The sequence below is a fragment of the Tenacibaculum sp. MAR_2010_89 genome (assembly GCF_900105985.1).
Lineage (GTDB): Bacteria > Bacteroidota > Bacteroidia > Flavobacteriales > Flavobacteriaceae > Polaribacter > Polaribacter halocynthiae.
Map to the genome: position 1 here is coordinate 2,829,898 of NZ_FNUB01000005.1, position 13,420 is coordinate 2,843,317.

Annotated in this window: 9 protein-coding genes; 7 read left to right on the forward strand and 2 right to left on the reverse strand. The window is 28.3% G+C overall.

Annotation, left to right across the window (positions count from 1 at the left end; genetic code table 11):
• Positions 1-21 precede the first annotated feature (21 nt).
• Positions 22-792: an MBL fold metallo-hydrolase gene (locus BLV71_RS15805; protein WP_093871481.1), complete on the forward strand. Its 771-nt coding sequence runs from the start codon at positions 22-24 to the stop codon at positions 790-792.
• A 131-nt stretch (positions 793-923) separates the two neighbouring features.
• Here BLV71_RS15805 and BLV71_RS15810 read toward each other — a convergent pair whose 3' ends face one another.
• Together BLV71_RS15810 and aceB are read right to left on the reverse strand one after the other, a co-directional pair.
• A complete protein-coding gene (locus BLV71_RS15810; RefSeq protein WP_093871482.1) occupies positions 924-2,558 on the reverse strand; it encodes an isocitrate lyase in 1,635 nt (544 codons plus the stop codon).
• Between the two features lie 76 nt (positions 2,559-2,634).
• Positions 2,635-4,230: a malate synthase A gene (gene aceB, locus BLV71_RS15815; protein WP_093871483.1), complete on the reverse strand. Its 1,596-nt coding sequence runs from the start codon at positions 4,228-4,230 to the stop codon at positions 2,635-2,637.
• A 127-nt stretch (positions 4,231-4,357) separates the two neighbouring features.
• Here aceB and BLV71_RS15820 point away from each other — a divergent pair, with 127 nt between their 5' ends.
• The 6 genes from BLV71_RS15820 to BLV71_RS15845 all read left to right on the forward strand — a co-directional run bounded on the left by BLV71_RS15820 (position 4,358) and on the right by BLV71_RS15845 (position 13,309).
• Positions 4,358-5,839 carry a helix-turn-helix domain-containing protein gene (locus tag BLV71_RS15820; RefSeq protein ID WP_093871484.1) on the forward strand — a complete coding sequence of 494 codons (1,482 nt, stop codon included), beginning with the start codon at positions 4,358-4,360 and terminating at the stop codon, positions 5,837-5,839.
• Between the two features lie 93 nt (positions 5,840-5,932).
• On the forward strand, positions 5,933-7,561 hold the full coding sequence (locus BLV71_RS15825; RefSeq protein ID WP_093871485.1) for an acyl-CoA carboxylase subunit beta: 1,629 nt from the start codon (positions 5,933-5,935) through the stop codon (positions 7,559-7,561).
• A 14-nt stretch (positions 7,562-7,575) separates the two neighbouring features.
• Positions 7,576-9,171 (forward strand): tetratricopeptide repeat-containing sensor histidine kinase, encoded by a 1,596-nt coding sequence (locus BLV71_RS15830; protein ID WP_093871486.1) that lies wholly within the window; start codon positions 7,576-7,578, stop codon positions 9,169-9,171.
• Positions 9,164-9,901: a LytR/AlgR family response regulator transcription factor gene (locus tag BLV71_RS15835; protein ID WP_093871487.1), complete on the forward strand. Its 738-nt coding sequence runs from the start codon at positions 9,164-9,166 to the stop codon at positions 9,899-9,901. The genes BLV71_RS15830 and BLV71_RS15835 overlap by 8 nt, the downstream gene beginning before the upstream one ends.
• A gap of 149 nt (positions 9,902-10,050) precedes the next feature.
• The gene (locus BLV71_RS15840) at positions 10,051-11,265 is read left to right on the forward strand and encodes an OmpA family protein (protein ID WP_093871488.1); all 1,215 of its coding nucleotides are present in this window, start codon (positions 10,051-10,053) and stop codon (positions 11,263-11,265) included.
• Positions 11,266-11,434: 169 nt separating this feature from the next.
• Complete coding sequence (locus tag BLV71_RS15845; RefSeq protein ID WP_093871489.1) at positions 11,435-13,309, forward strand: DUF3352 domain-containing protein; 1,875 nt, start codon at positions 11,435-11,437, stop codon at positions 13,307-13,309.
• The last annotated feature ends 111 nt before the right edge of the window (positions 13,310-13,420 follow it).

Here is a 13,420-nt window from a genome sequence, read left to right on the forward strand (position 1 = left end):
ATTTGTATAAATATTATACGTATGTTAAAAATTCATCATATTAGAAACGCTACAATGGTTTTAGAAACCGAAAAAGACGTTATTTTAATAGACCCAATGCTAGGTGACCAGGGAATCATGCCTAGTTTTACACTTTTTAGGTATAAGGCCAGAAAAAATCCTACCATTTCTTTACCAAACAATACCAATTCAATATTAAATAAAGTAACTCATTGTTTGATTACACACCAACATCCTGATCATATTGACAATAAAGGAATACAGTTTTTAATTCAGAAAAACATTCCTGTTACTTGTAGTGTAAAAGATAAAAAAGCTTTTCTAAAAAAAGGGTTAAACGTAGTTAAAACATTAAAATACTGGGAGCAACAAAGTTTTTTAGGAGGTACAATTGAGGGAATTCCTGCTAAACATGGATATGGTTTTGTATCTAAATTAATGGGTAATGTAATCGGATTCTATATAAAACTACCAAATCAAAAGTCGATTTACCTAAGTTCAGATACTATTTATACAAGTTCAGTAGATAACGTTTTAAAAAACCACAAACCAGAAATTAGCGTTCTAGCATGCGGAGCAGCTCAATTTGACTTGTTTAATAAACTTATTATGAATGTAGATGACATTTTAAAATTTGTAAAAAATACAGATGGTAAAGTTATTGCAAATCACATGGAGTCAATAAATCACTGTCCATTAACTAGAAAAAAATTAAAAAATATTTTAATAAAAAATAAATTAATAAATAAAGTCTGGATTCCTGAAGATGGAGAGTTTTTAGAAATAACCTAATACCTAAATCTAATAGCTTTACTACAAAAAACTCCACCAAAAGGTGGAGTTTCACTTCAAAATAACATAAAATTTATTACTTATAATAAATAATACATTCTCTTTAATTCCATTTAACTTTATAACTACACTTACGCTACAGCTATTTTCTTACCACTTCCTATTTCCTTTTTAACTTCTTTAGTTTCAAATTGATTCGAAGTGTTTTTTGCTCCACCAGCTTTAAGCGCTTTATCTCCAGCAAAAAATGTTTTATGATCATCTCCTAAATTAGAGCCTGCCATTCGTTGGTGTTTTACACAAGCAACTCCTTTTCTTATTTCTTGCCTTTGTACCCCTTTTACGTAAGCTAACATACCATCTTCTCCAAAATATCCTTTTGTTAAATCATTCATATGTAAAGCTGTTGTATGATACGTAGGTAACGTAATTAAATGATGGAATATCCCAGCTTCTCTTGCCCCGTCAATTTGAAAAGTTTTTATTTTTTCATCAGCACGATGACATAATTCTGAACCATCATATTGCTCATCCATTAAATTATTCCTGTCATATGGCGTCATATTCTCACCTTCAGCAAGCATCTCTTCATATACTTGATTTCTAAAATTAAGTGTCCAATTAAATGAAGGAGAATTATTATACACCAATTTAGCATTTGGTACAACTTCTCTAACCCTATTTACCATATGAGCTATTTGTCCAACATGAGGTGTAGGCGTTTCAATCCATAATAAATCAGCTCCATTTTGTAAACTTGTTATACAATCCAATACCACTCTATCTATATTTGAACCTTCTTTAAATTTATACAAACCATTTGCTAATCTAACTGGACGTACCAACTTCCCTCCTCTTTTCAATAATATTTCATTCTCTTTGATTTCACCAATTGACACCTCTTTACATTCAACAAAATCTAAATATTTTGAAGCTAAATCACCTGGTTCATTACTTACAGGTAATTTTTGAGTTAAACCAGCTCCTTCAGAATCAGTTCTGGCAACTATAATTCCATCATTAACTCCTAATTCTAAAAATGCATATCGAATAGCATTTAACTTAGCTATAAAATCTTCATGAGGTACTGTTACTTTACCATCTTGGTGCCCACATTGTTTTGCATCAGAAACTTGGTTTTCAATTTGAATAGCACAAGCACCCGCCTGGATCATTTTTTTTGCCAATAAGTACGTTGCTTCTTCATTTCCAAAACCAGCATCAATATCTGCTATAATAGGCACAACATGTGTTTCAAAATTATCTATTTCATATTGTACATTTTCACCAGCTTCTAACCTTCGAAATAAATCATTTAATTCAATGGCATCAGCTTGGCGTAAAAAATCATAAATTTCTTCAATTAAAGCTGGTACCGCTGTTTTTTCATGCATCGACTGATCAGGAAGTGGGCCAAACTCTGATCTTAAAGCTGCAACCATCCAACCTGAAAGGTATAAATACCTTTTATTGGTAGTTTTATAATGTTTTTTTACAGAAATCATTTTTTGTTGAGCAACAAACCCATGCCAACAACCAAGTGATTGTGTATATTCAGATGAATTTGCATCATATGCTGCCATATCTTCCCTCATTATACTTGCTGTATATTTAGCAATATCTAATCCTGTTTTAAAACGATTTTGAGAAACCATCCTTGCTGCATTCTGTGGATTAATAGCATTCCATGAACTCCCATATTTTTCCTTAAGACTTCTTACAGTTTCTAATGCAGAACTATAACTTTCGTGTGCTATTTTTTTCATAATTTTGTAATTGATAAAGGTTATTAATTGTATTGATAACTTGCCCTGTTAATGTTGCCGCATTGCAGGGCTATTTTTATAAATATTTATACGCTGGTAAGGTTAAAAACTCTTCAAATTCATTAGATAATACTAATGAATCAAATAATTCAATAGCTCTTTTATAATTTCCTTCAGAAAAAACCACATCTCCAACTAAATTTTTTATTTTCTTTATTTCTGATTTTTTATACTCATTATACATTGGCTCAGTAAATGTTCTTCCATCCTCTAACATTACTTCACTTTTTAACCATTGCCAAATTTGAGTTCTTGAAATTTCAGCAGTAGCTGCATCTTCCATTAAGTTATATAGTGCTGCTGCTCCATTACCAGATAACCAACTTTCTATATATAAAATACCTACATTTATATTTTTTCTTATACCATCTTCTGAAATTGTTCCTTCAGGTAACTCTACCAATGCTTTCTCAGTAATATTTAATTCACTTAATTGTTTATCTATTTGGTTCTTATTAGGCATATACTCATTAAACATATCCATTGCTGTAGAAACTAAGCCAGGGTGTGCCACCCAAGTTCCATCGTGCCCATTAATAACTTCTTGTTCTTTGTCTTTTTTAACTTTCAAAAAAGCAACTTTGTTAGCCTCTTCATTATTTTTTACAGGAATTTGAGCTGCCATTCCTCCCATTGCATGAACTCCACGCTTATGGCAAGTTTGAATTACTTTTAAAGAATATGCATTCATAAAAGGAGTACTCATAGTTACTTGATCTCTATTCGGAACCATAAATCCTTTATGGTTTCTAAACTTCTTTATATATGAAAAAATATAATCCCAGCGACCACAATTTAATCCTGCCATATGATCTCTCAATTCATATATAATTTCATCTAACTGAAAACTTGCAGTTATAGTTTCAATTAAAACAGTTGCTTTTATTGTTTTTTGTGGTACTTCCATATAATCTTGAGCAAATACAAAAACATCATTCCACCAACGAGCTTCAAAATAATGTTCAAGCTTTGGTAAGTAAAAATAGGTTGCAGAATTAATAGCTAATAAACCTTTAATATTATGAAAGAAGAAAAGTCCAAAATCAACTAATGCACCTGACATTTTTTCTCCTTCTACTTCTATATGTTTGTCTTCTAAATGCAAACCTCTTGGACGAACAAGTAACGTAGCTACTTCTTTATTTAAACTATAAGTTTTATCTTTTTTCTCATTATAAAAAGAAATTGTTTTGTTTACTGCATCACGAAGATTTACTTGTCCGTTTAACAAATTAGTAATTGTTGGAGAATTACTATCTTCAAAGTCTGCCATAAATGTTTTTGCTCCGGAATTTAGTGCATTGATCACCATTTTTCTATCAACTGGCCCAGTAATTTCTACTCGTCTATCTAACAAATCCTCTGGTAATTCAGCACAAGTCCAATTAGTTTCTCTTATGTTTTTAGTTTCTTTTGGAAATTCAGGAAAATTTCCAGCATCAAAATATGCTTGATAAATTTTTCTATCCTCTAAAAGTGAAATCCTATTGGCATTGAATTTCTTATGTAACTCAATTAAAAAATGCAAGGCCTCGTCTGTTAAAATATCTTGATAGATATCTGTTTTAAAACCTTTTAAATTAATTTCTTTAATTAATGCTGCTGCTTTCATAATTATCATTTTTAAGAATTACACCGCAATGATAAAAAATATTTCTGAACTCCACAAGCGAACGTTCGCTATTTTTATTAAATTTTTAAAAATAATTTATTCGCTTATTATTTATATATTTGTTTTTATGCATATTGAAGACGAATACATTAGATTAATTTTTGGTTTAAAATTAAAGCAAATACGAACTGAGAAAAAGCTATCTTTATTTGGATTAGCAAAACTTACAGGGCTCTCAAAATCGTATTTAAATGAAATTGAAAAAGGAAAAAAATACCCCAAAACAGATAAAATTGTTTTGCTTTCAGAAAATTTAGATGTGCCTTATGATCATTTAGTTTCTTTAAAATTAGATAAAAACTTAGCTCCTATTGGTGAAATACTACAATCACAAATACTAAAAGAAATCCCTTTTGAGTTATTTGGTATTCAAGAAAAAAATTTAATTGATATTGTTGCTAATGCTCCAGCCAAAGTAAATGCGTTCATTAGTACTATTATTAAAATATCTCAAAACTACAACTTAACTAGAGAGAGTTTCTTCTTAGCATCACTTCGTTCTTACCAAGAAGCTCATAATAATTATTTTGAAGAAATTGAAGATCATGTTGAAGCTTTTGCTAAAGCTTATCATATAGATTTATCATCTAAAATTGAATCTTCTGACCTAGAAGAAATTTTAATTGAAGAATTCAACTACACGATTGACAATGAAGAACTTTCTAAATACTCAAACTTAAACGAGCTTCGTAACTTATATATTCCAGCAAAAAAAACACTTTTAATAAGTAAAGAAATATCAGAAGCCCAAAAAGCTTTTATTTACGCGAAAGAAATTGCTTACAATTTTTTAAAAATTGAAAATAGATTATTTACTTTCCCATGGATAAAATTTGAAAGCTTTGATCAAGTTTTAAATAATTTTATAGCTTCATACTTTGCTGGCGCTTTGATCATTTCAAAACAAAACTTAGTTCATGAATTAAAAACCTTTTTTGAATCTAAAACTTGGAGTAATGAAAATTTTAATATAATGATGAGAAAGTATAATTGTTCAGCTGAATCTTTTTATCAGCGTTTAACAAATATCCTTCCTAAATATTTCAATATTAAAAATTTATTTTTTCTACGTTTCACCCATAAAGTAGACTCCCCTAAATACAAACTAACTAAAGAGTTACACATTACACAACAGCAAACACCACATGCTAATAGAAATAATGAACACTATTGTAGACGCTGGATTTCAATTAATTCTATTCAAAATTTAGAAAACTCGAATGCATCAACATCTTTTGGTATTCAAACATCTTCTTATGAGAATTCAACTAATGAATATTTAGTACTATCATCAGCCACATCAGACCCTTTTAAAAAGGATGTAAGTAGAAGTATTTCTATTGGTTTACTTATATCACCACATTTAAAGAAAAGATTAAAATTTGCAAATGACACTTCTATACCTACAAAAAAAGTTGGTATTACTTGTGAAACATGCTCTATAAAAGACTGCAAAGAAAGAATGATAGAACCGTGGCGTTTACAAAGAGAACTTGATTTTGAAGATTTTGACAAAACAGTTTCTACCATTTTAAACACTTACTCTTAATATAAAATCAACATCATATTCAGTCTTTTTCAATTGAACATTATCTACTAATTTAGTACTTTAGCAATCGCTTACAAACAACGATAACAACATATGGACCTTACCTTTAATAAAAACGAAGATCATAATAAACTTTTAGCATCAGAATTACGTCAAAAACTTACCAAAGTAAAACTAGGTGGTGGCCAAAAACGTATTGATAAGTTACACGAAAAAGGAAAAATGACTGCTCGTGAGCGTATCGATTATTTATTAGATGACAATCAAAAATCTATAGAAATTGGTGCTTTTGCTGGTGAAGAAATGTACCAAGAACATGGTGGATGTCCTTCCGGAGGGGTTGTTGTAAAAATGGGATATATACAAGGTAAACAATGTATCGTTGTAGCAAATGATGCAACTGTAAAAGCTGGAGCCTGGTTCCCAATTACTGGAAAGAAAAATTTAAGAGCTCAAGAAATAGCTATAGAAAACAGATTACCTATTATTTATTTGGTTGATTCTGCTGGAGTATATTTACCTATGCAGGATGAAATATTTCCTGACAAAGAACATTTTGGAAGGATTTTCAGAAATAACGCAGTTATGAGTAGTATGGGAATTACTCAAATTGCTGCCGTAATGGGGAGTTGTGTTGCAGGTGGTGCTTATCTGCCAATTATGAGTGATGAAGCTTTAATTGTTGATAAAACTGGGAGTATATTTTTAGCAGGAAGCTATTTAGTAAAAGCTGCCATTGGTGAAACTATCGACAACGAAACCTTGGGTGGAGCTACAACACATTGCGAAGTTTCTGGTGTTACTGATTATAAAGCTAAAGATGACAAAGACGCTTTAAATAAGATAAAAAATATTGTAGATAAAATTGGTGATTATGATAAAGCTGGTTTTAGTAGAAAAGAAGCTTTTCCTCCTAAAGAAAATGAAGATGATATTTTTGGAATTTTACCAAAAGCACGTCATGAACAATATGATATGCTTGAAATTATTAAACGTTTAGTTGATAATTCTGAATTTGATCAATATAAAGAAGGTTATGGAAAAACCATCATTACTGGTTATGCCCGAATTGATGGATGGGCTGTTGGTATAGTTGCTAATCAACGTAAATTAGTTAAAAATGCTAAAAGAGAAATGCAATTTGGAGGTGTAATTTACAATGACTCTGCAGATAAAGCAACTCGTTTTATAGCTAACTGTAACCAAAAGAAAATTCCTTTAGTATTTTTACAAGATGTTACTGGTTTTATGGTTGGAAGCAAATCAGAACATGGAGGTATTATTAAAGATGGTGCAAAAATGGTAAATGCCGTAAGTAATTCAGTAGTTCCTAAATTCACTATTGTTATTGGTAACTCCTATGGTGCTGGTAATTATGCTATGTGTGGTAAAGCGTATGACCCTCGACTAATTGCTGCATGGCCAAGTGCTGAATTAGCTGTTATGAGTGGAGCTTCAGCTGCTAAAGTTTTATTACAAATAGAAACTGCTTCTTTAAAGAAAAAAGGAGAAGAAATTACTCCTGAAAAAGAAAAAGAGTTATTTGATAAAATTAAGTCTCGTTACGATAAGCAAATTTCACCTTATTATGCTGCTGCAAGAATTTGGACAGACGCAGTAATCAACCCTTTAGACACTAGAACTTGGATTTCAATGGGGATAGAAGCTGCTGACCATGCTCCTATCGAAAAGCCATTTAACTTAGGTGTAATTCAAGTTTAATACTATGCTTAATTTTGATTAAAAAAATATTAATTTTTGCTGTATTATTTTTTAGTACGCTAGTTCAGAGTCAACATACTGATTCAATTAAAACAGCCACCTATTTTATATCTAAAGGAAATAAAAATCTAAAAAAACAAAACTTTGAGCAATCAATAAAAAATTATCTTGAAGCTTTAAAAATTTTAGAAAACGAAAAAGATTCTATACAGCTAATTAAGGTTTACACAAATATAGGCGTGCTAAATGCACGCCTTAAAAATTTTGATAAAGCAATAATTTATTTACAAAAATCTTTATCACATATAAAAAAAGAAGATAATCTTAAACTTCAAGTATTATTTAATATCGCTGGTCTTTATACTGAAAATAGAGATATTACTTCTTCTTTAAAAATTAATCAAGAAGCAGAAACTTTAGCTAAAAAACTAAATAACGAAGCTGTTTTAAGTAATATTTACAACAACTTTAGTCTTTTATACAATCGTTTAAAAGAATATCCAAAATCAATAGAATACGGAGAAAAAAGCCTTCTTTTAAAAGAAAAACTAAAACTTTCTCCAGAAATAACCATCAATAATATTGGATATAGTTACCTACTTAATAAACAATATAAAAATGCAATTTTATATTTTAATAAAATTAAAAGCACAAAAAACAAAAGTCTACAACGGTTAGTTTTAAACAATTTAAAAGATGCTCATAAAAATTTAAGAGAAGACAATACTGCTCTTAATTATGCCAACCATCTTTTAAAACTAAAAGACTCACTATACAAGGCAGAACAAAAAGTTAAAGTAGCCTCATTGGTTGAAAAATTCGAATCAGAAAAAAAACAACAACAAATAGATGTTTTACATATTAAAAATCAATTGCAGCAAATAAAAATTAACAATCAAAAAAACATCTTTATTGTTTTATTTATTATTGTTTTATTAGTTTCTATTTTAATTTATTTATGGTTTAAAAACCAAAAAACTAAACAATCACTAAGGCAAGCTTCTTTAAAACATAAATTACTACAGACTCAATTAAATCCTCATTTTTTATTTCATTCATTAAATAGCATTCAATCATTTATTTATCAAAATAAAAAAGAAGAATCACTAAATTACTTGTCTAGTTATAGTAAACTAATGCGTTCTATATTTGATAGTGCTTCTACTGATTTTATTTCCATAAAAGAAGAAGCTAATACTATGAATAGTTATTTAGAACTTCAAAAAGTAAACTTTAACGAAGACACTGTTTTTTTAATTAATGTGGATTCTAATATTGAACATTTTTTAATTCCTCCTATGTTCATTCAGCCTTATGTTGAAAATGCAATTCAACATGGTATTAAAAACATTAAAAATGGAAAAGTAGAAATTACATATAGTAATTACAACAATTTAATTAAAGTTATTATTTTTGATAATGGAAAAGGAATCAATACCAGTAATAACAACCAACTGCTAGAACACTCTACAAGTTCAAGCGTACTAAAAAGTAGAATTAAAAACCTGGAAAAAACCCACTCTTACTCCATTAAAACGAGCATTAAATCGAATGATAATGGTACTATTATAACTTTACTTTTCCCAAAAAAAACTTCTATTTATGATTAGTTGTGCGTTAATTGAAGATGATAAAAATACAATTACAATGCTTAAGAGCATTATAGAAGAAAACTTTGATGCTATCAATGTAATTGGTTCTGCTTCGTCAATTAATGGTGCCTATGAGTTAATTACAAATACAAACCCTACATTTATTTTTTTAGATGTTAATTTAGAAGATGGTGATGGATTTGAAATTCTAAATAAATTTAATTCTCCTAAATTTACTGTTATATTTATTACTTCTTACAGTAAATACGCAGTAGAAGCTTTCAAATTTAGTGCTATTGACTTTGTTCTTAAACCCTTCTCCCCATCAGACATTATTAAAGCCGTAAATAAAGTTATTCAAGAAGAACATAAGAATTATCTTGAAAAAATCACTACACTATACCATAACCACACATCTGGTCAAAAGAAAATAATTCTTTCAAATTCTGACAGTATTCATGTAGTTTCTTTAGAAGATATTTTATACGCAAAATCTGATAATAGCTATACTACTTTTTTCACTATAGATAAAAGAGAAATTTTAGTTTCTAAATCATTAAAGTCATTTGATGACCAACTTTCATCATATTTTTTCTTTAGAATTCATCAAAAGTACCTCATTAACTTACAACATATTAAAAAATTTAATAAGCGTAATGATGAAATTGTATTAATTAATGACACCTCCTTACCTGTATCTCAAGGAAAAAAAGCGGACTTATTGCACCTTTTAAAATCTTCAAGTTAACTATACCATATATTACAATTCAAAACAAACAACCTTAAATTCAAATAAAAAAAAAACAAATTCAAGTTTCCTTATTTCGTATAATGAAACGAATATTTTTTTACACTACCTTTAATCTAAAAATCATTTAATTTTTAGTAAACTTTATAATGAAACAGATTAGAAAATCAATTGTATTAATTATACTTTTATTCACTTTTACACCTAATATTCAAGCCCAATTTTGGAAAAAATTAAAAAAGAAAGCTGAAAACACAATTGTTAAGAAAGCCGAAAAAGAAATTGATAAAAAAATAAATAAAAAGAAAGAAAATAACGATAAAAAAATTGTAGAAGGAAATAATAAAAAAACACCTAAAAACGATTCTATAAAAATTTGGCGTAATTTTAAATTTATACCAGGTGAAAAAGTTATATTTTTTGATAATTTAAAATATGAAGAAGTTGGAGAATTTCCTTCTAAATGGGATCTTTTTGAAGGAGGCTCAGAAATTGCTTTATTCAACAATCAAAAAGTAATAATTCCTACGACTAAATACACCAATGCAATTTCTCCTTTATTTAAAAAAGACAATTATTTAGGTAATGAATTTACTATAGAATTTGATATTTATATAGATGATATTAATAATATTAATGACTGGCTTGATTTTAAAATATTTTTCACTGGCACAATTAAAAAATACAAAAGCTTGGGTTATGGCGGTGACATTACAATAACTCATAGAAAAAATAAGGTTGAGGGTAACATATATACTAAAGATCAAAGATTTTATCTTGAAAACATAAATTTTGGTTCAAAGAAAAGTTGGCACCATATTTCTATATCTTATTATAAAAAGAAACTAAAAATATACCATAATGAAAAAAGAATTGGTAACATCCCTAATTTCCCTACTGATATAAAAGGTTTTACCATAGTTTTAGAGACTCCTAAGTCATTTGACAATAGAAAACTAATTACTGGTATTAAAAATATACGTATTGCTCATGGAGGTGGGCAAATGTATAAACGTATAATGAGTGAAGGTAAATATGTTACAAATGGAATTCTTTTTAATTCAGGAAAAGCAAAAATAAAACTGCAATCTATGGGAATTATAAATAAAATAACTACAGTTTTAAAAGAAAATCCAGATTGGAAAATGAAAATAATCGGATACACAGATAGCGATGGGAGCGCCAATGGTAACCTTAAACTTTCAAAAAAACGTGCTGATGCTGTTAAACAAGCAATAATACTTCAAGGAATTTCTGAAACACGATTAACTACTATTGGAAAAGGAGAAAACGAACCATTGAATACCAATAGTACTCCTGAAGAAAAAGCAAATAACCGCAGAGTTGCTTTTATTAAAATTTAGCTCACTTAAATTATCGAAATACTATTTAAAGCATAGAAGTATTGATTACAAATATGTTAAAATTAAAGAAAATCACTTTCAATGTATTTTTAGAAAGTGATTTTCTTTTTAAACCTTTATGATTTTTCTAAATTTGTTGTGTTCTATAAAACATTAACAAAGAAAACTTATGAAAAAAAAGATACTATTTTCTGCATTACTTATTTTACTTAGTATCATTATTTATCAAATCTATGTTTTCACCACTGTTGATGAAGACAATATTAATCCTATTTATTTAATTCCTGATGATGCTGTTTTTCTTATAGACACTGAGCGCCCTATAGACACTTGGGATGAGATTAGTAATAGTAATATTTGGAAACACCTACAAAAAAACTCTTATTTTAATACTGTTACTGAAAGCCTTAATAACCTTGACAAAACGTTTAAGGAACAGCAAAAAATAATACAATTTTTAGGCGAAAGAGACATCCTTATTTCAATACACGTTTATAAACCAAAAACATACGGATTATTTTATGTTGTTGATTTACAAAAAATTTCTAAACTAAGTTTTTTAAAAAGCTCTATTGCTAAACTTGCTGGTGAAGGATATAAAGTAACAAAAAGGCAATACCACAATCATGAAATAACAGAATTATACGATAAAAAAAAGAGAGAAACTTTATATATTTCTTTTATTAAAAATCAATTAATAGCCTCTTATACGCACGTATTAGTTGAAAATTCAATTGATCAATATTTAGAACCAGTTATTGGTAGAGATGTTGACTTTGTTGAAATTAACAAAGAAACTCCTGAAGATGGTTTATTTAAACTATTTATTCATTACAAATATCTTAATAAATACTTGTCTTGCTTTTCTAACAAAGTAAATTCTGATATTTTAAAAACTATTGGAAATACATGGCTTTATTCTGGTTTTGATGTTGGATTAAAAGAAAGCACAATAATTCAAGCAGAAGGATTCACCAACTTTGACCTAAGTTCGGAAAGTTACTTGCGAGCTTTACAAAAGTCAGGAAAAGGAAAACGGTCTATAGCTAAAATAGCTCCTAAAAATACAGCACTCTATTTAAGTTTTGCTTTTGACAGCTTTGATGAATTCCATGAAAATTTCGAAGCCATAAAAGAAGAAAATCAAAATAATTTTAAAGCGTATACAGAACAGGTTACTGATATTGAAAACAGATTAGATATCAACTTAAAAGAACATGTTTTTAGCTGGATTGGAAACGAAATAGCTTTATTACATATTAATGATGCCATTTCTAAAAAACAAAAAGATGTAGCTGTTGTATTAAAAACAAATAGCATTAATAAAGCTAAAGAAAATTTAGACTTTATTTTAACAAAAATAAAAGAAAAAACACCTTTAAAATTCAAGCAAATAAATTACAAAAACCAAACTATAAACTTTTTAGACTTAAAAGGTTTCTTTAAAATGTTAGCGGGTGATTTATTTTCTAAAATGGAGAAACCATATTTTACAATTATAGATGACTATGTTATTTTTAGTAATAGTCCTAATACTCTAAAAGAGATAATTAATACACAATTAATTGGCTACACTTTAGCTTCTAGCAAAAAGTTTTTAGATTTCAATGATCAATTTGATGAGAAATCAAGTTTGTTTGCATACATAAATACTCCATACATTTATGATGATTTACTAAGTTTTACTGATAGAAAAACTCAAAGAAAAATACATAAAAACAAAGATTATTTAATTTCTTTTTCTCAAATTGGACTTCAGTTAATTTCCAGAGGTAGTCATTTTGAAAATTATTTAGCAATTGCATACGAAAACCCTGTTGAAATTGGTAAGCAATTAAGAAACAATAAAAATTTAAAAAGAGATTTATTAAAAAAGCTTGTTAATGAAAATGATACAGCATCAGTAGCAATGACAAAAGAAACTTTTTTTAAAATACCCGAAATATTTCCAAATGATTTAAGTGCTTCAGAATTTATAAAGAAACACGATACTGGCACTATAAAATTTGAAGTTGAATTAAAAAACGGTTTAAAAACATGGTGATTATAGTGAATACTATAAAAACGGGAATTTAAAAATAACAGGAAAGTACAAAAAAGGAGTTCAAATAGGTACTTGGAAAGCCTACAGAGAAAAAGATGAAGAACTCTTATT